The 22005-nt window shown below is 43.6% G+C and carries 22 protein-coding genes; 10 read left to right on the top strand and 12 right to left on the bottom strand.

From position 1 onward, the window contains the following. Positions 1 to 49 precede the first annotated feature (49 nt). The 8 genes from ACK1U4_RS03590 (at position 50) to pstB (ending at position 8223) form a co-directional block, all read left to right on the top strand. A complete protein-coding gene (locus tag ACK1U4_RS03590) occupies positions 50 to 1414 on the top strand; it encodes an APC family permease (protein ID WP_419400003.1) in 1365 nt (454 codons plus the stop codon). A 109-nt stretch (positions 1415 to 1523) separates the two neighbouring features. Next, positions 1524 to 2456, top strand: coding sequence for a WG repeat-containing protein (locus ACK1U4_RS03585; RefSeq protein WP_419400002.1), 933 nt, complete (start codon positions 1524 to 1526; stop codon positions 2454 to 2456). Positions 2457 to 2488: 32 nt separating this feature from the next. After that, positions 2489 to 3544, top strand: coding sequence for a tRNA (adenosine(37)-N6)-threonylcarbamoyltransferase complex transferase subunit TsaD (gene tsaD, locus ACK1U4_RS03580; protein ID WP_419400001.1), 1056 nt, complete (start codon positions 2489 to 2491; stop codon positions 3542 to 3544). 12 nt (positions 3545 to 3556) lie between these two features. Continuing rightward, positions 3557 to 3922, top strand: coding sequence for a CrcB family protein (locus ACK1U4_RS03575; protein WP_419400000.1), 366 nt, complete (start codon positions 3557 to 3559; stop codon positions 3920 to 3922). Positions 3923 to 4209: 287 nt separating this feature from the next. Next, entirely contained in the window at positions 4210 to 5385 is a 1176-nt protein-coding gene (pstS, locus tag ACK1U4_RS03570) for a phosphate ABC transporter substrate-binding protein PstS (protein ID WP_419399999.1), read from the top strand. A 161-nt stretch (positions 5386 to 5546) separates the two neighbouring features. After that, a complete protein-coding gene (pstC, locus tag ACK1U4_RS03565) occupies positions 5547 to 6497 on the top strand; it encodes a phosphate ABC transporter permease subunit PstC (RefSeq protein ID WP_419399998.1) in 951 nt (316 codons plus the stop codon). A 2-nt stretch (positions 6498 to 6499) separates the two neighbouring features. Further along, positions 6500 to 7420 carry a phosphate ABC transporter permease PstA gene (gene pstA / locus ACK1U4_RS03560; RefSeq protein WP_419399997.1) on the top strand — a complete coding sequence of 307 codons (921 nt, stop codon included), beginning with the start codon at positions 6500 to 6502 and terminating at the stop codon, positions 7418 to 7420. A gap of 47 nt (positions 7421 to 7467) precedes the next feature. Continuing rightward, on the top strand, positions 7468 to 8223 hold the full coding sequence (pstB, locus tag ACK1U4_RS03555; RefSeq protein WP_419399996.1) for a phosphate ABC transporter ATP-binding protein PstB: 756 nt from the start codon (positions 7468 to 7470) through the stop codon (positions 8221 to 8223). 188 nt (positions 8224 to 8411) lie between these two features. Here pstB and ACK1U4_RS03550 read toward each other — a convergent pair whose 3' ends face one another. The 6 genes from ACK1U4_RS03550 to rlmN all read right to left on the bottom strand — a co-directional run bounded on the left by ACK1U4_RS03550 (position 8412) and on the right by rlmN (position 14926). Then, positions 8412 to 9236 (bottom strand): YfgM family protein, encoded by an 825-nt coding sequence (locus ACK1U4_RS03550; RefSeq protein WP_419399995.1) that lies wholly within the window; start codon positions 9234 to 9236, stop codon positions 8412 to 8414. 162 nt (positions 9237 to 9398) lie between these two features. Then, complete coding sequence (gene hisS / locus ACK1U4_RS03545) at positions 9399 to 10670, bottom strand: histidine--tRNA ligase (RefSeq protein ID WP_419399994.1); 1272 nt, start codon at positions 10668 to 10670, stop codon at positions 9399 to 9401. Positions 10671 to 10673: 3 nt separating this feature from the next. Continuing rightward, on the bottom strand, positions 10674 to 11792 hold the full coding sequence (gene ispG, locus ACK1U4_RS03540) for a flavodoxin-dependent (E)-4-hydroxy-3-methylbut-2-enyl-diphosphate synthase (RefSeq protein ID WP_419399993.1): 1119 nt from the start codon (positions 11790 to 11792) through the stop codon (positions 10674 to 10676). Positions 11793 to 11823: 31 nt separating this feature from the next. Continuing rightward, positions 11824 to 12735 carry a RodZ domain-containing protein gene (locus ACK1U4_RS03535; protein WP_419399992.1) on the bottom strand — a complete coding sequence of 304 codons (912 nt, stop codon included), beginning with the start codon at positions 12733 to 12735 and terminating at the stop codon, positions 11824 to 11826. Position 12736: 1 nt separating this feature from the next. Beyond that, the gene (gene pilW / locus ACK1U4_RS03530) at positions 12737 to 13588 is read right to left on the bottom strand and encodes a type IV pilus biogenesis/stability protein PilW (protein WP_419399991.1); all 852 of its coding nucleotides are present in this window, start codon (positions 13586 to 13588) and stop codon (positions 12737 to 12739) included. A 153-nt stretch (positions 13589 to 13741) separates the two neighbouring features. After that, positions 13742 to 14926, bottom strand: coding sequence for a 23S rRNA (adenine(2503)-C(2))-methyltransferase RlmN (gene rlmN / locus ACK1U4_RS03525; protein WP_419399990.1), 1185 nt, complete (start codon positions 14924 to 14926; stop codon positions 13742 to 13744). 166 nt (positions 14927 to 15092) lie between these two features. Here rlmN and dusB point away from each other — a divergent pair, with 166 nt between their 5' ends. Then, a complete protein-coding gene (gene dusB, locus ACK1U4_RS03520) occupies positions 15093 to 16109 on the top strand; it encodes a tRNA dihydrouridine synthase DusB (protein ID WP_419399989.1) in 1017 nt (338 codons plus the stop codon). 115 nt (positions 16110 to 16224) lie between these two features. Here the strand turns inward: dusB and secB are convergent, their stop codons facing one another. The 4 genes from secB to rsgA form a co-directional block, all read right to left on the bottom strand. Then, complete coding sequence (gene secB, locus ACK1U4_RS03515; protein ID WP_419399988.1) at positions 16225 to 16656, bottom strand: protein-export chaperone SecB; 432 nt, start codon at positions 16654 to 16656, stop codon at positions 16225 to 16227. 127 nt (positions 16657 to 16783) lie between these two features. Next, positions 16784 to 17044: a glutaredoxin 3 gene (gene grxC, locus ACK1U4_RS03510; protein ID WP_419399987.1), complete on the bottom strand. Its 261-nt coding sequence runs from the start codon at positions 17042 to 17044 to the stop codon at positions 16784 to 16786. Between the two features lie 80 nt (positions 17045 to 17124). Continuing rightward, positions 17125 to 17550 (bottom strand): rhodanese-like domain-containing protein, encoded by a 426-nt coding sequence (locus ACK1U4_RS03505; RefSeq protein ID WP_419399986.1) that lies wholly within the window; start codon positions 17548 to 17550, stop codon positions 17125 to 17127. A 206-nt stretch (positions 17551 to 17756) separates the two neighbouring features. Continuing rightward, positions 17757 to 18827, bottom strand: a complete 1071-nt coding sequence (gene rsgA, locus ACK1U4_RS03500; RefSeq protein WP_419399985.1) for a ribosome small subunit-dependent GTPase A — start codon at positions 18825 to 18827, stop codon at positions 17757 to 17759. A gap of 238 nt (positions 18828 to 19065) precedes the next feature. Between rsgA and orn the strand changes: the two genes are divergently transcribed. After that, a complete protein-coding gene (gene orn / locus ACK1U4_RS03495) occupies positions 19066 to 19620 on the top strand; it encodes an oligoribonuclease (RefSeq protein WP_419399984.1) in 555 nt (184 codons plus the stop codon). Positions 19621 to 19767: 147 nt separating this feature from the next. Here orn and maiA read toward each other — a convergent pair whose 3' ends face one another. Both maiA and nhaC read right to left on the bottom strand, forming a co-directional pair. Next, the gene (maiA, locus tag ACK1U4_RS03490; protein ID WP_419399983.1) at positions 19768 to 20403 is read right to left on the bottom strand and encodes a maleylacetoacetate isomerase; all 636 of its coding nucleotides are present in this window, start codon (positions 20401 to 20403) and stop codon (positions 19768 to 19770) included. Positions 20404 to 20429: 26 nt separating this feature from the next. Further along, entirely contained in the window at positions 20430 to 21836 is a 1407-nt protein-coding gene (gene nhaC, locus ACK1U4_RS03485) for a Na+/H+ antiporter NhaC (protein WP_419399982.1), read from the bottom strand. Between the last annotated feature and the right edge of the window lie 169 nt (positions 21837 to 22005).

Genomic DNA, 22005 nt, shown 5'->3' with positions numbered 1-22005 from the left:
GGATTGTAGGTGTTGTGATGGACTTAAACTTTGATATGTTGATACGATGATGAGCAACCAAATACAAGGGCGGTATAATTTGGTCACAGCACTGGCGATGATTGTCGGTATTGTGATTGGGTCAGGGATTTTCTTTAAGGCGGATAACGTCCTTAAATACACCAATGGCAACGTGCTGTTGGGTGTGGTGGTGTTTGTGTTGGCGGCGGTGGCGATTATTTTTGGTTCGCTGACCATTGCCGAGCTTGCCAAACGCACCGACAAACATGGCGGATTGATTGGCTATGCCGATGAGTTTGTCAGTCCACATTTTTCTACCATGATTGGTTGGTTTCAGTTGTTTTTGTACTTTCCCACGTTGGGCGTGGTGGTAACATGGGTGGTCGGCATTTATACCGCTTTGCTGTTTGGGGTCAAAGATGCATCACTTGAGTTACAGATTGGCATTGGGCTGGCGTGGTATGTGTTGTGCTATGCGTTTAATATTTTTTCGGCAGTGTTTGCAGGTAAATTCCAAGTTTTTTCGACCATTGTCAAACTGATTCCGTTATTCGTGTTGGGTGTGACAGCGTTTTTATTTGGCGACCCTGTCAAAGCCATTACGCAACCCACGCCTCAAGCGGTACAAGCCACCCAAACTTTAGCATGGTTAGGGGCAGTCGGTCCGATTGCGTTTGCCTTTGATGGTTGGGTGGTATCGACCAGTATTTCTGGGGAAATCAAAAACGCCCAACGCAATTTACCGATTGCCTTGGTTGTCGCACCTTTGTTGATTTTATTTGGCTATTTATTGTACTTTGTTGGTATCACCTCGTATTTAGGGGCAGAGCAGGTGTTGGCACTGGGCGATGACAGCGTCAATATGGTGGCGAGTAAATTATTCGGTGAAACCGCTGCCAAAGCGTTTTTGGTATTTGTGGTGATTTCGGTAATGGGAACGGTGAACGGCTTGATTTTGGGCTTGATTCGCTTGCCTTATTCATTGGCGATTACAGGTCGCATTCCTTGGGGCAATAAAATCAGCCAAATTTCACCAAAATACAATTTGTCATTAGGCTCGGCATTGATGGGTTTTGTATTGTCGATGTTTTGGCTAGCCGTGCATTATGCGACCATGAAAAGTGGTATTTTAGGCTCAATGGATATTTCAGAAATTGCCATCGTGATGAGTTATATTTTGTATATTGTGTTTTATTTTACGGTGTTTAAAATGTGGCGACAAGGTATCATTAAAAGTGTATTCTTTGGGGTGATTGCCCCGTTTTTTGCCACGCTTGGCTCGCTATTTGTGCTATATGGTGGGATGCAAAATCCGATGTTTTTACCATTATGTCTGCCTATTTGTTTGGTCGTGTTGGGCTTGGCATATTTTTATAGTAAAAAACACAGTAATATTGAAAAATCATTTGTTTGATTTGTGGTTTAAAATATATTTAGGGCGTATTCAATACGCCCTTTTTTATCTGTGAAATATTTAGTAATATACTCATAACTATAAGCTATATAAATAAAAAGGACACATAATGAATATTAAATCAACACTATTGGCAATGATGATAATGAGCATGGCAAGTGTGACCAGCTATGCCTGTGATGACGTGCCTGAGGCTTTATACGATAAATTCGATGATATCAGCACTTGTCAAGTGGATGGACTGATTGCCGTACAAAAAGGTGAAAAATGGGGGTTTGCCAATGCAAAAGGGGCAATGAAGATTCCTGCTACCTATGATGATGTATCAGACTTTGAAGAAGGCATTGCGATTGTCACCCTTAATGACAAATCTGGATTGATTGACACCAAAGGTCGTATTGTTACACCCTTGATTTATGATGAAATTGGTGATTTTTATAATAATTTAGCCTATGTTTATCAAAAGGATAAGGCAGGCTATATTGACACAAAGGGTAATGTTAAAATTCCCTTACAATATGAGTATGCCGAGGATTTTGAAGACGGTATCGCCATCGTGGGTAAATCCGATAAATATGGCATGATTGATGTCAATAATCGCATTGTGATTCCATTAATGTATGATGATTTAGATACCTTTACTGACGACCTTGCTTTGGCAGGTCTGTTAAATAAAAACGATGAATATCGCTATGGTTTTATCAACCGTCAAAATAACATGGTGATTGCCCCCAACTACGATGATGTTTATAGCTTTTATGACGGCTATGCGGTGGTGTCCAAAGATAGTAAATGGGGCATGATTAACACCAAGGGTCAAACAGTGATTCCGCTAAAGTATGATGATGTGGATTATTTTACCGATGGCTTTAGTGTTGTTGAGCTAAACGGTAAATATGGCGTAGTCAATGAACAAGGTACACTGATTATCCCAACGCAATACGATGATATTGAAGTTGAAGATAAAAATGTTTTTTATGTCACCAAGGGTGATAACAATTATTACGTCAATCAATTTAATAGACGTATCAAACATGATTAACCACCTATGAATGATAACGTAAAAGGTAATATATGCGAGTATTAGGGCTTGAAACCTCATGTGATGAAACTGGGCTGGCGATTTTTGACAGTGAGCAACGCCACCTTGCCAATCAAGGCTTGGTGGGACAAGTGCTATATAGTCAAATCGAGCTACATGCCACTTATGGGGGCGTTGTGCCAGAGCTTGCCAGTCGTGACCATATCCGTAAATTGATTCCCTTACTAAATGAACTGCTTAATCAATGCAACCTACAAAAATCCGACATTGATGCCATCGCCTTTACCAAAGGGCCGGGGCTAGTGGGGGCATTGATGACAGGGGCATTATTTGGGCGTAGCCTTGCGATGGCGTTGGGTGTGCCTGCCATTGGCGTGCATCACATGGAAGGGCATCTACTTGCCCCTTTATTGGGCGACAATGCTCCCAGTTTTCCATTTGTGGCATTATTGGTGTCAGGTGGACATACCATGCTGGTTGCTGTACAAGGTATTGGTCAATATGAAATATTAGGTGAATCCATTGACGATGCGGCAGGGGAATGTTTTGATAAAACTGCCAAAATGCTCAATTTGCCTTATCCGGGTGGGCCTAACATTGCCAAACTTGCCGAAACAGGCAATCCCAATGCCTTTGAGCTACCTCGCCCCATGCTAGGCAAAGGACTGGATTTTTCATTTAGCGGTATGAAAACCGCTGTGCATAATCTGATTAAAGACCAAGCGGTGGCTCACGCTGACCCTGCCAATCCTCAAAATAGCCAAACTCGTGCCGATATTGCCAGTAGCTTTCAATATGCGATGGTCGATACCCTTGCCAAAAAATGTGTCAAAGCCCTTCAGCAAACAGGCATGCAACGTCTAGTCATCGCTGGTGGCGTGAGTGCCAATACCGTATTGCGTGACACATTGGCGACCCAACTGCAAAAAATCGGTGCAACCGTGCATTACGCCCCACCTGCATTATGTACCGACAATGGGGCAATGATTGCGTTTGCAGGCTATCAGCGTTTGCAGGCAGGTCAAAGCGATGAGTTGGCGGTCAAATGTTTGCCACGTTGGGATATGACGCTGTTGCCAGCGGTTTAGTGAGCATCTATTATGCAATGGCTATTAATTGGACTGGGGGCAGGCGTGGGGGCGGTATTGCGAGCAATATTGTCACGGTTTAATGGTCTGCATCCTTGGTTACCTATCGGCACATTGCTTGCCAATGTATTGGGTGGCTTATTGATGGGCGTGGCATTGGTGTATGTCGAACGCTTGAGTCCGACTTGGCGAGGGCTGATTACCACAGGATTTTTGGGTGGCTTGACCACGTTTAGCACCTTTAGTGCGGAAGTGTTTGGGCTATTTGGGCGTGGACAGTGGGGGCAGGGGGCTATGTTGGTCGTGTTACACGTGGTATTGACCTTATGTGCGACAGCCGTGGGGTTTTTTGTGGTGCGATACCTGACATCATGGTGATTTTTTAATCAAACAAACCTCTTCCTTAATATAAAAAACCTTATATTTCAATTACTCATAAAAAATTATGACGGCTTTATGAAGCTTTGTCATAATTTTGTCATATTTTCCTGTAATCATAGTCACAATTTTAATACATTGTGACTTTGTTAGGGTCAATTGGGGATTTATACGAAGATATTGACGATTTTTAGCCGTCAATATTTTAAGTGATTGATAAATTTTGCTATAAATTTCAACGTATTTCTCCCAATTCGCCTAACTTCCCTTTTTTATAGGAGTTTGTTATGCGTTATTCATTATTAAGTTTAGTGGTTGCATCAACCTTAGCCTTAACTGCTTGTGGCAACCAACCTGCCGAAAACAAAGACCCAGCCAAAGCCAGCAGTGCCACTGGTAGCAATCCAAGTGCAGTCTTCACCATCACAGGTGCAGGGGCTTCTTTCCCACAGCCTATCTATGCCAAATGGGCAGGTGATTTCAAAACTGCCACAGGTGGTCAAGTCAATTACCAATCAATTGGTTCATCAGGTGGTATTAAACAAATCATTGCCAAAACAGTAGACTTTGGTGCGACCGATGCCCCAATGACCAAGGAAGAATTGGACAAAGAAGGTCTTGTACAGTTCCCTACCGTGATTGGTGGTGTTGTGCCTGTGGTGAATATTGACGGTATCAAAGCAGGTCAATTAAAACTAGACGGCGTAACCCTTGCCAATATTTATCTTGGTAAAATCCAAAAATGGAATGACCCAGCGATTGTTGCCTTGAACGCAGGAACAACACTACCTGACGCACCAATTACCACCATTTTCCGTTCAGACGGTTCTGGTACAACTTACAATTTCACCCACTACCTCAGTGCGGTATCACCTGATTGGAAAGCAGGGCCGGGTGTGGATAAATCTATCAAATGGCCTACCGCTTCAACAGGAGCAGGGGCAGGTGGTAAAGGTAATGAAGGCGTTGCCAGTAATGTGATGCGTGCCAAAAATGCGATTGGTTATGTCGAATATGCCTACGCCAAACAAAACAACATGGCGTATACCCAACTTAAAAACAGTGCAGGTAACTTCGTACAGCCATCAGCCGAAACCTTTGCTGCTGCAGGTAATGCGGATTGGACGAAAACCCCCGGATTTGGCATTGTGCTAACCAACCAAGCAGACCCACAAGCATGGCCAATCTCAGCCGCTACCTTTATTTTGGTACATAAAAAACCTGCTAATCCAGAAAATGTCAAAAATACCTTGAAATTCTTTGACTGGGCGTATACCAGTGGTGATGATGCTGCCAAAGCATTGGATTTCGTACCATTCTCATCAGCCAGTAAAGCAACTTTCCGTGATAGCTGGAAAGAAGTAGTCGGTACAGATGGTAAGCCATTGTTTGAGTCTAGTACAGCAACCGCCGTTGCACCTGCTAGCACCGCTTCTGCTACCACTGCTTCTGCTACTAAATAAGATCGCAAGGATTCGTTGGTTTTATGAAGCCAGCGAATTAGCAACTGTATACAAGCGTAGAGCAATAAACATAAGATCCACTTATCTGCTCTACGCTTTTTTAGTGAGTTAACTGTTGTGATTGATGGTATATTTCATCGCATACTAGGGTAGGGTTTATCATGTCGGATTTGCAGGCAAAACTTGCAAAACAGCAACGCTTAGATTGGCTGTTTGTCAATGCAACACGATTTTTTGCGTTTCTAGTTTTGCTATTATTGGGCGGTATTTTGGTATCGCTATTTTTGGGTGCATTACCCAGTATTAAGCAGTTTGGATTTGGCTTTTATACCAGTAGTGACTGGGATACAGGCATGGATAGCTATGGGGCATTAGCACCAATTTATGGTACGCTGGTGACTTCGGTTATTGCCATTTTGGTGGCTGTACCTGTGAGTTTTGGTATTGCGATGTTTTTGACCGAGCTTTGCCCAAATTGGCTCAAGCGTCCTTTAGGGATTGCGATTGAGCTATTGGCAGGTGTTCCCTCTATCATTTATGGTATGTGGGGATTTTTCGTGTTTGCTCCGTGGTTTTCTGAGCATATTCAGCCTTGGCTGATTGACCATTTGGGTAATGTGCCTGTGATTGGTCAAGTCTTCCAAGGGGCTCCCATGGGGATTGGTCTGTTTACTGCCAGTTTGATTTTGGCAATTATGATTATTCCATTTATCGCCTCGGTGATGCGTGACGTTTTCTCGATTACCCCAAAAATGCTCAAAGAATCAGCCTATGGCTTGGGAGCAACCACTTGGGAAGTGATGCGTAATGTGGTATTGCCTTATACCAAAGCAGGGGTCGTTGGGGGTGTTATTTTGGGCTTAGGACGTGCATTGGGCGAAACCATGGCGGTGACATTCGTGATTGGTAATGCCTATAATGTCAGCCCAAGTTTATTCCAATCAGGTGTATCGATTACCTCAGCCCTTGCCAATGAGTTTGCCGAGTCGGAAGGCTTACACCAGTCATCATTACTACATTTGGGCTTCTTATTGTTTATCATCACCTTTATTGTGTTAGTAATTTCTAAATTGATGCTAGCACGTATGGATAAAAATGCAGGGGGTAAATAAGCATGGAACAGTTACAAGACACAGTAAACAACACGTCAGATAACCAGCAACAACCCACCAAAACACTAAATAACCGTAATAATGTGCTTTATAAACGTCGCCGTTTGACCAATGTTTTGGGGCTATTATTTGCAGGATTTTCCATCTTATTTGGGTTGTCATTTTTGGGGCTGATTCTGCTCAAGCTATTTTCGGCAGGTGGTGAAGCCTTATTGACCATGCCGATTTTTACCCAAGATACGCCATCACCTAATGAAGTCGGTGGTCTTAAAAATGCCATTGTTGGTTCAATTATGATTACAGGCTTAGGTTTGGTCATTGGTACACCGATTGGCATCATGGCAGGCATTTATTTGGCAGAATTTTCGGATAAAAGTTGGCTTGGTAAAGCGACTCGCTTTATGAATGATATTTTGCTATCCGCCCCTTCGATTGTCATCGGTTTGTTTATCTTTGCCTTGATGGTGCAAGGGCGTAGCTTTTCAGGTTGGGCAGGCTCGTTGGCATTGGCGTTATTGGTGATTCCTGTGGTCGTGCGTACCACCGAAAATATGCTTCGCCTAGTGCCTAATACCTTGCGTGAGGCGGCTTATGCCTTGGGTACACCAAAATGGCGATTGGTATCTGGTGTGACATTACGTGCTGCCAAAACTGGGGTATTGACAGGTGTACTATTGGCATTTGCCCGTATTTCTGGTGAAACTGCACCTTTGCTATTCACCGCACTGAATAACCAGTTCTTTAGCACGGATATGAACCAACCGATGGCAAACTTGCCGAATGTGATTTATCAGCTAGCCGCCCAACCGTATGAAATTTCTAATAAATTGGCATGGGCAGGGGCATTGCTAGTGACACTGGCAGTCTTGACACTCAATATTTTAGCACGTCTACTCAGCGGTAAAGAACAAGCCTCGCATTAATGTTTAGACCATTTATTTCGCTATTTAAAGTTTAAAAGGTAGTTATCATGACCGCAAAAATGCAAATTCGTAACCTTGATTTTTATTATGGTAAATTTCATGCGTTAAAAAATATTAATTTGGACATCGCTGACAAAAAAGTCACTGCTTTTATTGGGCCATCTGGCTGTGGTAAATCCACCTTGCTACGTACCTTTAACCGTATGTATGACCTCTATCCGGGCATGCGTGCCACAGGGGAAATTTTGCTTGATGGGCAGAATATCCTTGATAAATCAGTGGATGTTAACTTACTGCGTGCAAGGGTGGGGATGGTATTCCAAAAGCCTACGCCATTTCCGATGTCGATTTATGACAATGTTGCCTTTGGTGTGCGTTTGTACGAAAGCCTAAGTAGAGCAGAGCTGGATGAGCGTGTGGAATGGGCATTGAAAAAATCTGCCCTATGGAATGAAGTCAAAGATAAACTTAAAGATTCTGGACTATCATTGTCAGGTGGACAACAACAGCGTTTATGTATCGCTCGTGGCGTGGCAACTCGCCCAGAAGTATTATTGCTTGATGAGCCAACCTCTGCCCTTGACCCAATTTCGACAGGCTCAATTGAAGACCTTATCACTGACCTAAAAAATGACTATACCATCGCCATCGTCACGCATAATATGCAACAGGCGGCTCGTGTGTCGGACTACACCGTATTTATGTATCTTGGTGACATGATGGAAATGGATGAAACGGATAAAATGTTTACCAATCCTAGCCGTAAAGAAACCGAAGAATATATCACAGGTAAGTTTGGTTAATTGGGTTAAATGACTTTAAATCTCACCCAACCCCTTCTTGACCAAAGAGGGGGTTTTGTTTGTATCGTTGTTTAAATGAGCAATAAGACAGATTTGTAGGGGAGTAATGTGTACGCCCTTTAACAAGTGTGTTGTTTTTAGATAAAAATCCGCTAATGTGCGGATTTTTATGTATTGAATTAACCGATTTATTGTGGAGTAGAGGCACTGGGTTTGGCAGTAGCACTCGCCACCGCAATGCTAGGGGAGCTGGCTGTTGCCGTGGGTTGAGCAACAACGCCACTATTTAAGTCGGGTTGTTTGGGGCTAAGTCCCAAATTTTCCATTTTTAGGCGTAATAATGGACGGTCTTGTTTGGTATCACTGTTCTCATTACGAGCTTCGATGGCTTGCCATGCTTTTTGATATTGCTCAGTGGCGGTTTTTTTATCATTTTTGTTGATGGCAATATCCCCTAATAACTCGGCTTTACTGGCATCAAATTCAGCAGGTAAAGTAGCTTGTAGGGTTTTTTGGGCATCATCGACTTGATTATTCGCCAATTGCAATTGGGCATAGCGTAAGGTGGCGATGGCTTGTAGCCCTGCGTCACCAACTTTTAAGCCATTGGCTTTTTGTAACGTGGCAATCGCCCCTTTCAGGTCATTGCTATTGGTTTGTTGTTGGGCTTTGAGCATTAGGGCTTGCCAAGTATAGACCGAGTCACCATGTTGGCTGATAAAAGTATCCAAATCCTTGCTTAAAGTGGCTTGAGCAGTAGCAAGCTGTTGCTTGGCTTCTGGCGTGTTAGTATCAGCTAGGGCGGTCAAGTTGGTTTGGTCAGCTTGGATTTTGGCAAAGTCATTGGCGGCAGATGTGTCAATGCGTCCACCGTGATTTTGCCAATAGCTATAGCCAAAATAGCCACCCAATGCCAGTACGATTGCCATGATGATGTAGCTACCATATTGGCGTAGGGCTTGCATGGATTGTTGTTCGTCATTGATAGAACTTGGGGTAACGTCTTTTACCATTAACTTCTTGCCTTTTTGATAAAATCTTAAAATACAGGACTTATATATTTTTATGTATTGTAGGTTGGGTCGAAGTATGAGACCCAACGTGAATGATTATGTTGGGTTTCGTATACTCAACCCAACCTACACACTACAACTATATACCATAAACAAGCATATTTATGCAAAACTAAAATCCGTATTTTCAACGGTTTTTTGCTCACCAGTCGCCATATTTTTAACGGTGACTTGGTTGTTTGTCACTTCATTTTCACCGATAATCACGGTAAACTTCGCCCCAGATTTATCGGCTTTTTTCATTTGGGCTTTCATGCTATTGGCAGATGCCATCTTGACCCGCATCCCATCAACCTGTTGGCGTAATTGATTGGCGTACAAAATTCCATTAACATAAAAATCTGGATGAGCGACCACAAACACATCACAATCAGCAGTTTGTGCCATCGAATTCACTGCCTCAATGAGTAACAATAGGCGTTCTAATCCCATCGCAAAACCCACCGCAGGCTCAGACTGCTCAGGTTTACCTTTTAGAATACCAACCAATCCATCATAACGCCCGCCACCGCAAACAGTCGCTTGTGAGCCAAGTTTATCCGTGACCCATTCAAACACGGTTTTGTTGTAATAGTCTAGCCCACGCACCAATTTTTCATTGATTTCAAACTTGATACCCAAAGCGGTCAAATAGGTTTTGACTTGCTCGAAGTGGGCTTTGGAATCTTCACCCAAAAACTCGGACAGGCGAGGGGCATTTTGTAAAATCGCTTGCGTGGTTTCGACTTTGCTATCTAACACTCGTAGCGGATTGGTGGTGACACGGCGTTGGCTGTCTTTATCCAGCTTGTCAAAATGCTGATTGAGATACGCCACCAATGCGGTTTTGTACGCACCGCGTTCGTCACTTTCGCCCAATGAGTTCAGTTGTAGCGTTAAATGTTCGCTAATCCCCAGTTTTTGCCACATATTGGCGGTCATGGCAATCAGTTCGGCATCAGCATCAGGCAGTTCACTACCAAAACTCTCGACTCCTAGTTGATGAAACTGGCGATAACGTCCTTTTTGTGGGCGTTCGTAGCGAAACATCGCCCCAACATACCAAAGTTTTGGGGTATCACCACGGGTTAGGTTATGCTCGATAATGGCACGTACACAACCTGCTGTCCCTTCTGGACGTAAGGCTAGACTTGCGGTTTCGCTGTCATCGGCAGAGTGGTAGCTGACCGAAAACATTTCTTTGGATACGATATCGGTATCTGTGCCAACGCCTCGTGCGAATAGTTGGGTTTCTTCGACCAATGGCAGACGGATTTGGCTATAACCGTAGCTGTCTAGCACTTGCGATAGTTTGGTTTCTACCGTTCGCCATGTTTGGCTGTTGGTGGGTAAAATGTCGTTAAAGCCACGAATGGCGGTGATTTTATTGCTCATTGTTTAACCTTGCACACGTAAAATTTCATTAGCACGACTGGCTTCACGTTCCGCCACCTTCGCTCTTACCATTGCTTCAATCTCATCGGCAAGCTTAGTGGTATCAATCAAATGCGATTTTTCACCATTTTTATACACTAGGCTATTTGGGCTTGCACCGACCACACCAATATCCGCTTCTTTGGCTTCCCCTGGTCCATTCACCTTGCAACCAATCACCGACACATCCATTGGCTCACGGATATCTTCAAGGCGTTTTTCCAAATCCATCATCACACGAATCACATCAAACTCTTGACGGCTACAGCTAGGACAAGCGATAAAGTTCACCCCATTACTGCGAATGCCCAATGATTTAAGGATATCAAAGCCAATTTTAATCTCTTCTTCAGGCTCGGCAGCCAACGAAATTCGCATGGTATCGCCAATGCCTTCGAGTAACAAACCACCCAACGCAATGGCAGATTTGACCGTGCCTGTGCGGTACACGCCTGCTTCGGTCACGCCCAAGTGTAGCGGATTGTCAATTTGAGCGGATATCAAGCGATACGCATCCATTGTCAAAAACACATTGGACGCTTTGACCGAGATTTTATATTGGTCAAAGTTATTACGGTCTAGGATATCAATATGACGCATGGCAGATTCAAGCATTGCCTCGCCAGTCGGTTCGCCATATTTCTTTTGAATATCTTTTTCCAATGACCCTGCATTGACCCCAATTCGCATACTGATACCATGATGTTGGGCGGCGGCGATGACTTCACGGACTTTTTGTTCATTACCGATGTTTCCGGGATTAATACGTAAACAATCTGCCCCTGCTTCTGCCACCGCAATGGCGATTTTATGGTCAAAATGCACGTCCGCCACCAATGGTACGCTGACACGCTTTTTAATTTCGGCAAAGGCTTGCACCGACTCCATCGTGGGGGTCGATACTCGCATAAAGTCTGCCCCTGCATCGACACATTTTTGGATTTGGGCGACTGTGGCTTCAATATCGCAAGTTTCGGTATTGGTCATGCTCTGCACGCTAATTGGTGCATCACCGCCCACTGCGACATTGCCAACGTAGATTTTTTTGGTTAAGCGTCTTTTGATGGGATTGTGGGCGGACATGGTGGTTTCCTATGTATGCTATGATTGGGCGTTATGGATTTAAGCTAAAACTCGCTTGGTTATTTTGAGCATATTGACTGAGCTTAATTGGTTGTTTGTTTAAGTCCAAGCTCACGTTACTGACATTATCAATGCTCACATTAAAGGGAGCTGACCCTGATAAGCTATAACCACCACGTGCTTGTTTGCCTTGCAGTAAGGCTTTACCTGTGGCATCAGTAATGCTAATGGTGGTGTCATCTTTGACCCATAGTTCAATTGTTGAGTTGCTGACGACAGCAACGGAAGCAAGATTGGCACTGGTGGGGCTAGAGCTTACGCCTGTCACCGCTGTGCCTGTTTGGGGTAAACCACTGGCGATACTGGCATTGGTGGCTGGCGTGGTGATAGCAGAGCCTGCATTGTTTAAGGATGCCCCTGTCACTTGCTCTTGTGGGGAAATATCCTGAACCCCTGTGGCAGGTGGTGGGGTTTGGTTATCAGTATGGGCTTTGGTAACGGTGTTAAAAATAAAAATCGCCAATCCCAATGCCAATACAATACCAATGATGATAAAGGGGTTAATTTTGATGCCAGAGCGTGTCTCACGGCTCAGTGTCCCCATGGGTTGTTGTAAAGGGGAGGCGTTGATAACATCATGTTTTTGTTTAAGATGATTAGGATATTGGGCGTCAAATAATTGATTGATTTGTTGGTTATCCAAGCCCAAAAAACGACCATAAGTGCTAGCGAAGCCTTTGGTAAAGGTGGGTTGGGGTAGGGCTTCATAGTTATTGTCTTCTAACGCTTCGATGTGGCGTTTGAGAATAAAGGTCTGAGCCACCACATCATCCACACTTAGCCCTTTTTGTTGGCGAGTGGTTTTGAATAGCTGTCCTAACGATTGATTGGTATCAATCGTGGGTTGAGGTGTTGGGTTCAGGTCTTTGTTACTAGTTTCCATCTTATTTCCAAATTGTCGCAGGGTTAGAGAGCCAAATTCTTAAACGCTTTGCCTCTTCACTTAAAGGGTAACGGTCAAATAATAGCTGAGTGTATTTTTGCAAATCAAGCTGATTGCCTGTGCTTTTAGCAATTCTTGCCCCTTGCAATAAGGTGCGTGGGTCAAGGTTTTTATCACCCAATAAAAAAATCAAATCGTTATGCAGTTGTTTTGCATCAAGGCTACGGTTATCAGCTAATAAAATATCAATCAGTTCAGCACGAGCAATAATGCTTTGGCGATTGGCATCAAGGGCTTTTAAAAATGATTCAGTTGCCAGTGTTCGGTTATTCACTTTTAGGGCAGTACGTCCCAAATTTTCTAAGGCACTGGCACGCCCCTCATAGCCTAAAGCCGAACCTGCAATTTGAAATTGAGCAATTGCTTCGTTATAGCGTTTCATTTGAGAAAGATAAACGCCGTAATTATTGCGAGCTTGGACAAATTCAGGGTCTAGGCTGATGGCTTGTTTAAAATAACCTTCCGCTTTTTGTAAGTTGGATGGGCTACCTTCTTGCTGTAATAATACCCCCATCATGTCATAGGCAGGGGCATATTTTTTATCCGATTGTAAGGCACTTTCTAATTGACGTTTGGCATCATCAAGCCGATGGTCACGAATAAATTCGGCTGCAATCGCTGTGCGTACTTTGGCGATTTCTTTGGGGTCTTTTTTCCATTGACTGGGGTCACTGGTCGTCACCGTTTGGGTGGTTTGTACCGTTTGTGAACAAGCCGTCAGCCCCCATAATGCCACACTGAATATACAAGCTTGGGTCACAGTGGTTATGGGTTGTTTTAATGCGGATATCATTATGTTCACCTTATGCCCATTTGTGAAAATTTATTGGCACATGTTAAAATTTATTATTTTAAGCAATTACTATAACAAAAAACTAATAAGCTTGCCTAGTCTAAGTCAAAAGCAACAGGCTGACAATGATTATCCTATAATTTTTATGATCAATTAGGATTTTTGTTGATGAATTTTTTGTTGCCATTGCTGGGAACGTCTGGTCTTATCTGCCACTTGCCCCACCAACTGACCACAGGCGGCATCAATGTCATCGCCACGAGTTTGTCGAATAGTACACACAAACCCAGCGTTATTCAAAATATTACTAAACGCATGAATGCGGTTATTACTTGAACGTCCATATGGGGCATGAGGGAAAGGATTAAAAGGTATCAGATTGATTTTACAAGGTAAATCTTTTAACAAACTTACCAATTCGTGAGCGTGTTTATCCGTGTCGTTGACATCTTTTAACATGACATATTCAATGGTGACGTGTTTTTTATGGCGAGGGTTTTCGTCATACACATACGATTTGGCGGCTGCCATGAGTTCTTTCAGCGGATATTTCTTGTTAATTGGTACAAGCTCATTGCGTAGCTCATCATTGGGAGCGTGTAGGCTAATTGCCAACGCCACATCAATGTCTTTTGCCAAGTCGTACATTTTTGGCACAATACCCGAAGTGGAAAGTGTGACACGGCGTTTTGACAACCCAAAGGCATTATCATCCAGCATCAGCGACATACTGGCGACCACAGGGTCATAGTTGAGCAATGGCTCGCCCATCCCCATCATCACCACATTGGTGACAAAATTTTGGCGTTCATTGACAGGAACATTTTCCATATAAGACTGGTTGGCGACCCAAAGCTGACCGATGATTTCACTGGGTGATAAATCTCGCTCAAAACCTTGTTTACCTGTACTACAAAATGAACAATCCAACGCACAGCCGACTTGTGACGATACGCATAGGGTTTTACGCCCAAATTGCTTGTTATCTTCGGCAGGAATTAGCACGGTTTCGACCAATGAGCCACCTGCCACTTCAAACACCCATTTGCGTGTGCCGTCTTCGCTAAACTGTTTAAATTTAACGGTCGGTGGGGTCACGGTGGCAACGTCATGCAATTTTTCTTGCAGTTTTTTGGAAATATTGCTCATGGCAAAAAAATCTGTCACGCCAAACTGATAAATCCATTTCATCACTTGGGTGGCACGAAATGGTTTTTCACCAAGACTGGCAAAAAATTCGCTCAATTCGGCTTTACTCATACCAAGTAAGTTGGTTTTTGGCGTGAGGTCTTGAGGATTTAGGGTGTCAGGGTGGTTAATGACAGGAATTTGGGTCATGGCGTAATCGTATTAAGCGTCAAAATTAAAACCCACTATTATAGTCAATTTTATGCCAAAAGTCATGGAAGAATGTGAGATTAAAAACTATGCAAAATCATAGGCTTCGATAAAAGCTTTATTGTTTAGATAAATTTTTGTAAAATAAGCATTTTTAGTCACTATTATGTCTAACGTTCACCCCCTTTTAACCCCGTTAAAAATCGGTTCAGAAACCATCGCCAATCGGCTGATTGTTGCACCGATGGCTGGCGTGACTGATAACCCATTCCGCAAGCTTGCGAAGTCCTTTGGGGCAGGTCATGCCGTGTCCGAAATGATGACCTCGGATGCCACACTTTTTGCTCACCACAAAACCCTTTACCGTGCCAATTTTGACGGTGAAATCGCCCCTATTTCCGCCCAAATCGCAGGTAATGACCCAGCCAAAATCGCTGAGGCTGCCAAATATCAAGTAGCCAATGGGGCTCAAATTGTCGATATTAACATGGGATGTCCTGCCAAAAAAGTCTGTCAAAAACTCGCAGGTTCGGCATTGCTCAAGAATGAAGATTTGGTAAAACGTCTGCTTGATGCCACTGTCAATGCGGTGGATGTCCCTGTCACCCTCAAAACTCGGCTCGGCTATGCCAATGGCGAGGAAAATATCTTGCGAGTGGCTCAAATGGCACAGGATGTTGGGGTGTCGGCGATTGCGATTCATGGTCGCACTCGTGAAGACAAATATGGCGGTGTGGCTCGCTATGAGTTGATTAAAGAGGTTAAAAATAGCCTAAGCATACCAGTCATCGTGAACGGTGATATAGACAGTCCTGAAAAAGCCCTTGCCGTGTATGAGCAAACAGGAGCAGATGCGGTGATGATAGGGCGTGCAGGGCAGGGGCAACCGTGGATTTTTCGAGATATTGCCCATTATTTGCGGACAGGAGAGCTATTGCCAAGCCCAACGATGGATGAGTTGCGTGAGATTGTACTGGGGCATTTACAAGAGCTGTATCAATTTTATGGCGAATACTCTGGCTGTCGTATTGCTCGTAAGCACATTGCATGGTACACCACAGGGATTGTCAATTCCAATGCCTTTCGTCAAGCCATGTATGCTGAGGACACGACCGCAGGGCAATTTGCCGTGGTGGATAAATTTTTACAAAATGCCAATTTTGATGCAGTAAAAACCCCCTAAACATTGTTTAGAGGGTCTTTAAACTTTTAGTATGCCAAATTAGGGACACGCCCTAAATAGAACTTACGTATTTTCACAGCCTATAAAATGGCATTTTTACGTCAGTCTTATTCAATTAAGCTTGTTGCTCAAGGCTTGCTTGGTAAGCTTGGTCAAAGTTGACAGGAGCAAGCAACAATTGAGGGAAGCTACCACGAGTCACGATATCGCTGACCACTTCACGAGCATAAGGGAATAGCACGTTTGGACAGTATGCACCCAAAATCGCTCCCAATTGGTCTTCTGGGATGTTTTGTAGCATAAAGATACCTGCTTGATGTACTTCTGCGATAAAGGCGGTTTCGCCACCGTTATTGGCAGTGACATTCACGGTCAAAACGATTTGATAATGCTCATCATCCAGTTTTTCTGCACTGCTTGATAGGTTGATATCAAGTTCTGGTTGCCATTCACGAGTGAATACTTCTGCCCCTGGTACTTCTAATGACATATCTTTGACATAAATACGTTCAAGGGCTAATTGTGGTAAATTTTGTTCGTCTGACATGATTTTCTCCTCGAATAATCAGTGGTAGTTGGGTTGTTTTTGTATTAATGGGTTGCGTTTAAAATAATACTATTGCTTTTTGGGCGTATGCAATAAGCCCCTACAATTTATAACATAAATCGTTCATTTAATTCGCTAGCATGGTATCCAGTTTGCCTTCACGCTCTAGGGCAGATAGTTGGTCAAAGCCACCAATAAATTCATCACCAATAAAAATCTGTGGAACGGTGCGATAGTTATTGGTTTTTTGGGCAAGGGCTTGACGCTCTTCAGCGGATAAATTCATCATGCCAATATCCTCAAAGTCCACGCCTTTGTTTTTGAGTAACATTTTGGCTTGTGAACAATACGGACAAACAGGGGTGCTATAAATTTTAACAGTTGCCATTGGACTTTCCTTGGTAAATATAGTTGATAAGTTTCCTTTTTTATAAGGTTTATCCCTAAAAATTCAATGGCAAACTTGGGCTATTTTTTACCAGAAACCACTTTTTCAGTGACCAATGGTAGTCCAGACGCTTGCCAGTTGGCGATACCGCCATCAAGACGATACACATTGTCTTTGCCAATCATTGCCACGGCTGTGCCTGCAGTCATGCCCATTTGACAGACGATAATCAGTGGGTGTTGGGCGTTTTTTAGGCTGTCGATATTTTTGGCAAGTTCGGTAAATGGAATGTTGCGACTGCCTTGGATATAGCCTTTGTCAAAGTCTTTTTTAGGGCGGATGTCAATGAGTTCGGCATTGTCGTTGTTGACTAATAGACCCACGGCATTGGGGTTGATTTTTTTGCCCCCACGTTTGGTTTCTATCATAAAAAACAATACAATCAGCACAAACATGATGCCAAATAAAAAGGGGTGATGCCCCATAAATTCTAACCAGCGTTCCAAATCATTCTCCAACACAATAAAAACTTGGGGCTATTATAACGGTAATTAGGTGATTATGCGAATGTTGATTAGGACTTACGCAAAAATGCCATGTGTAGGTTGGGTGGAAGCATGACACCCAACATAAACCATTCAAATTGTTGGGTATCGCAAGCTCTACCCAACCTACGATTTAGAAATGCGTAAGTCCTATTGATTTTGCTTGATTAAAACGCCTGCGTTTGGGTTTCTTCTTGCAAGAGTACCAAATTTTCCACTCGGCTTGCTAACACTTCGCCATCCGCCACCGCTTGCCACATGGCACAGTTGGGCGTGTTTTGCGTGTGTTTACAATCTCGAAAACGGCACTGGCTGGCAAGTGGCTCAAGCTCAATAAATCCTGCCAAAATATCCGCTTTATCCAAATGCCAAAGCCCATATTCTCGAATACCAGGGGTATCAATAATCGCCCCTTTCGCTAGGTCGGTTTTATCAAACGGCATTAGACGGCTAGTCGTGGTGGTGTGCTGTCCAAGTTGGGAAATCACTGAAATTTCATTCACTAATTGCTCGACATTAGGGAGAAGTTTATTTACCAAGCTACTTTTCCCCACGCCCGACTGACCTGCAAAAATCACGGTTTTGTTTTTAACAGTGGCTTCAAGTTCGCTTAAATCGCCCTTAGCTTGGGTCGTGAGCGTGGCATAGCCAAGTTTGGCATAGGTATCTAGCAAATCTTTGGCGGATTGGTGGTTGGGGTCGCTTAACAAATCGGCTTTGTTTAAAATTAACAAAGGTTGAATATTGGAATAATGACACGCCACCAAATAACGGTCAATCAATTGTGCCGAAGGGGCGGGCAAGGGGGCAAACACAATCGCCAAAATATCCACGTTACTGGCGATGGGCTTGAGTTTGTGGTAGCGGTCGGGACGGTTGATGATATTGGCACGGTCATAAATCGCCTCAATCCGCCCAAGCCCAGTGTTGGGGTCGGCACTAAAGCGGACTTTGTCGCCTGTGGCAATCAGTGGTAAATTGGTGCGAGTGTGACACCGCCAAACGCTATGGAGTTCAATCGCTTGCCAAAACGGCTCTGGCTCATTGGGGGCGATGGTGGGTTTTTGGGGCAGTTGTTTGGGTAAAGTGGTGGCTTGTACGTCCAATTGTTTACCAAAATTGCTGATAACAATGCCGTCCATTAGCGTGTCGTTATCGACCGCTTGCCCTTGTTGTTGCTGTTTGGCGATACGGCGAGTTTGTTGGTCGGTGAGTTTGCGTTTGCGAATCAGTGCCATACGTTGTCCAATACCATAATTTATCCTGTTGTTGTGAAATAAACCCCTATTTTACCCTCAAAATCTGTTAAGATGGCACAAAATTTTTGTGATAATTATTTAATCTAGTACGAAGTCCAACGTTTAACGTCATGGATGCGTAATGTTTACGCCTTTTTTGCGATTGTAGATATTGGGCGTATGCAATACGCCCCTACAGTATGATATTCATTGGGCTTGGTATAAATTGGGACATATTATGGCAATTGATAAAAAAAATCTGATTTGGATTGACCTTGAGATGACAGGCTTGGACACGATGAATGATACCATCATCGAAATCGCCACCATTGTCACTGACAGTGAGTTAAACATTCTAGCCGAAGGCCCTGTGTTTGCTATCAAAACTGCTGATGTGGTATTAAACGGTATGGATGATTGGAACACTCGCCAACATGGACAGTCTGGGCTGATTGACCGTATTCGTAGAAGTACGGTCACGCTAGAACAAGCCGAAGCCGAAACGATTGCTTTCTTGTCAAAATATGTCGAAGCAGGGCGTTCCCCCATGTGTGGTAATTCGATTTGCCAAGACCGCCGTTTTATGGCACGTCAGATGCCGAATTTAGAACGATTTTTCCATTACCGTAATCTTGATGTATCAACGGTTAAAGAATTGGCGTATCGTTGGCGACCAGATATTTTGAATAGCTTTGAGAAAAAGGGCAGTCATTTGGCGTTGGATGATATTCGAGATTCGATTCGAGAGTTACGTCATTATAAACAGCATTTTTTTAAGTTTATTGAAGCGTAAAACAAAAGCCCAATATTTTGATAATATTGGGCTTTTTATTTATAGTCGTTTAAACTGGAAATAAGACAGTTTTGTAGGGGCGTATTGCATACGCCCAGAATTTCAAAGTCTTATTTTTGATTTAATTCACTATAATTCGCATTTTGTTTAATTCGCATCAGGTTGCTGTTCTGGCGATGCAGAAATAAACGCAGGCAAGCTCATACAATGCTCATAAATGCGGACAATTTTGGGAAACGCAGTTAAGTCACAGTCAAAGCGTTTGGCATTATACACTTGCGGAATCAGACAACAATCCGCCATGCTGGGTGTATCTCCAAAGCAAAACGTATCATCGCCCAACATCGCCTCAATCGCCTCGAACCCTAGCGTGACCCAGTGTTGATACCACTCGGTTTTTTGCTCAGCGGTGACATGAAGCTGTTGATTGAGGTATGCCAATACTCGCAGATTATTGAGTGGGTGAATGTCACAAGCAATCGCTTGGCAAAACGCCCGAATTTTTGCCTTATGAACCGCATCACCTTCCAACAAGGCAGGGGTAGGATAGCATTCTTCCAAATACTCCATAATCGCTAGTGACTGACCAATCACCGTGCCATCGTCCAGTTGTAAGACAGGGACGAGTTTTTGCGGATTGAGGTCAGCATAGCTAGGTAGCTTGTGTTCGCCACCTTGCTTGAGCAAATGAATTGGCTGTAGCTCCACAGCGATATTTTTGAGGGCTAAGGCAATCCGCACTCGAAAACTTGCCGAACTGCGAAAATACGAATAAAGTTTCATAGGTTTTCTACATTTATAAATATAAGTTACGAATAAGCAACCGCAGGTTTTGGCTCTGCATGGCTGATAGTCACCCCTGTAAAACCAAAGATTAGGGTCAAGAATAAACAGAAATAGCAGAAAAACGCATAAGGTAAATAGCTAAGTACCGATACGCCCAACGCATGACTGATAAATACCCCACACACGCTCCAAGGTACAAGCGGATTGATGACCGTGCCTGCATCTTCGATGGTACGAGCCAAATTGCGAGGGTGTAGCCCCAAACGCTCATATACAGGTAAGAAGGTATTGCCTGCCAATAATAGGCTCAAGTATTGCTCACCGATTAGCACATTCACGCCCAATGAGGTCAATGCCGTGGCAAAGGTCGCACGCCCTGCATTGGTCAACATGTGGGTAATACCACGCAATAGGGCAGGTAAAATCCCCAAGGCTTGCAACAATCCACCAAGGCTCAATGCCAAAATCACGATGGTTTGGGTAAAAAACATCCCTTCGATACCACCACGAGCCACCAACTTACCAACGCTACCTAAGTCTAGACCTTCGGCAGGTTTATAACCACTAAAGAACCAACCACCAAGCTGTTGTAGGGTAGGGGTGCTGTGAAAATACGCCATGACAATTGCCACCACAATGGTCGCAATAATCGTATAAATGGCATTGATTTTACGAAGAGCCATACCCACTAGCACCACAAATGGAATCAACGCATAGCCATGCACCAAGCCACTTTTAATCAGTTGCTCTTTAAGCACCATCACTTGATTCATATCTGCCGAAATCGTATTGCCCGATAGCCACCAAAACAACACCGCTGACAAAATCCACGCAGGTACAGTGGTATAGCTCATATTTCGCACATGGTCAAATAAATCCACACCCACCACTGAGGCGGCAATGGTACAAGTATCCGATAGCGGTGACATTTTATCACCAAAGAACGCCCCAGATACCACTGCACCAGCGACAATCGCAGGGTTTGCCCCAAAAGCGGTACTCATGCCAATAAATGCCACCCCAAGTGTGGCACACGTAGTCAAGCTACTGCCAATCGCCACCCCAATCAATGAAGTCAGCACAAATGCAGACACATAAAAAAACTGTGGTGAAATGACCTCAAAGCCATAATACATCAAGGTGGGAATCGCCCCTGACATCATCAAGGCAGTGACCATCAAACCGATAAAAAAGAACAGATAAATCGCCCCAAATCCTGCACGCACGGCGGTGGTCATTTGCTCTTGCATGGATTCAAAATCCAGTCCTCGCAATTTGCCTAAGCCTAATAAGCCACACAGCACCAAAATAATGGATAAATGGGGTACCCAACCCAAGCTAATCATGGTAAAACCCATGATGGCAACAATCACGCCTGCAATCAACATGGCATGACGGGTCGTGGTTTCGACTAAAACCTTTGGCGACATAATCATTTCCTTATCAAAAAAGTGATTTCCGTATAAAATATTCTAAAGGTAGGTGCGTCATACGCACCTATTGAAGATATTGATTTTGAATGGTGCGTATAACGCACCCTACGAATTTAAATTATTTTAAAAACATAGATTTATCAATACTGACAGTGTTTGTTATACC

The organism is Moraxella sp. TY6, assembly GCF_048551375.1.
GTDB lineage: Bacteria > Pseudomonadota > Gammaproteobacteria > Pseudomonadales > Moraxellaceae > Faucicola.
The sequence above is the reverse complement of the archived record's forward strand: the minus strand, read 5'-3'. Positions and strand labels throughout refer to the sequence as shown.

What these genes read in the sequence shown, in the direction of transcription:
- ACK1U4_RS03590 (WP_419400003.1), top strand. Translation starts at nt 50, where the DNA reads ATGAGCAACCAAATACAAGGGCGGTATAATTTGGTCACAGCACTGGCG.
- ACK1U4_RS03585 (WP_419400002.1), top strand. Translation starts at nt 1,524, where the DNA reads ATGAATATTAAATCAACACTATTGGCAATGATGATAATGAGCATGGCA.
- tsaD (WP_419400001.1), top strand. Translation starts at nt 2,489, where the DNA reads ATGCGAGTATTAGGGCTTGAAACCTCATGTGATGAAACTGGGCTGGCG.
- ACK1U4_RS03575 (WP_419400000.1), top strand. Translation starts at nt 3,557, where the DNA reads ATGCAATGGCTATTAATTGGACTGGGGGCAGGCGTGGGGGCGGTATTG.
- pstS (WP_419399999.1), top strand. Translation starts at nt 4,210, where the DNA reads ATGCGTTATTCATTATTAAGTTTAGTGGTTGCATCAACCTTAGCCTTA.
- pstC (WP_419399998.1), top strand. Translation starts at nt 5,547, where the DNA reads ATGTCGGATTTGCAGGCAAAACTTGCAAAACAGCAACGCTTAGATTGG.
- pstA (WP_419399997.1), top strand. Translation starts at nt 6,500, where the DNA reads ATGGAACAGTTACAAGACACAGTAAACAACACGTCAGATAACCAGCAA.
- pstB (WP_419399996.1), top strand. Translation starts at nt 7,468, where the DNA reads ATGACCGCAAAAATGCAAATTCGTAACCTTGATTTTTATTATGGTAAA.
- ACK1U4_RS03550 (WP_419399995.1), bottom strand. Translation starts at nt 9,236, where the DNA reads ATGGTAAAAGACGTTACCCCAAGTTCTATCAATGACGAACAACAATCC.
- hisS (WP_419399994.1), bottom strand. Translation starts at nt 10,670, where the DNA reads ATGAGCAATAAAATCACCGCCATTCGTGGCTTTAACGACATTTTACCC.
- ispG (WP_419399993.1), bottom strand. Translation starts at nt 11,792, where the DNA reads ATGTCCGCCCACAATCCCATCAAAAGACGCTTAACCAAAAAAATCTAC.
- ACK1U4_RS03535 (WP_419399992.1), bottom strand. Translation starts at nt 12,735, where the DNA reads ATGGAAACTAGTAACAAAGACCTGAACCCAACACCTCAACCCACGATT.
- pilW (WP_419399991.1), bottom strand. Translation starts at nt 13,588, where the DNA reads ATGATATCCGCATTAAAACAACCCATAACCACTGTGACCCAAGCTTGT.
- rlmN (WP_419399990.1), bottom strand. Translation starts at nt 14,926, where the DNA reads ATGACCCAAATTCCTGTCATTAACCACCCTGACACCCTAAATCCTCAA.
- dusB (WP_419399989.1), top strand. Translation starts at nt 15,093, where the DNA reads ATGTCTAACGTTCACCCCCTTTTAACCCCGTTAAAAATCGGTTCAGAA.
- secB (WP_419399988.1), bottom strand. Translation starts at nt 16,656, where the DNA reads ATGTCAGACGAACAAAATTTACCACAATTAGCCCTTGAACGTATTTAT.
- grxC (WP_419399987.1), bottom strand. Translation starts at nt 17,044, where the DNA reads ATGGCAACTGTTAAAATTTATAGCACCCCTGTTTGTCCGTATTGTTCA.
- rsgA (WP_419399985.1), bottom strand. Translation starts at nt 18,827, where the DNA reads ATGGCACTGATTCGCAAACGCAAACTCACCGACCAACAAACTCGCCGT.
- orn (WP_419399984.1), top strand. Translation starts at nt 19,066, where the DNA reads ATGGCAATTGATAAAAAAAATCTGATTTGGATTGACCTTGAGATGACA.
- maiA (WP_419399983.1), bottom strand. Translation starts at nt 20,403, where the DNA reads ATGAAACTTTATTCGTATTTTCGCAGTTCGGCAAGTTTTCGAGTGCGG.
- nhaC (WP_419399982.1), bottom strand. Translation starts at nt 21,836, where the DNA reads ATGTCGCCAAAGGTTTTAGTCGAAACCACGACCCGTCATGCCATGTTG.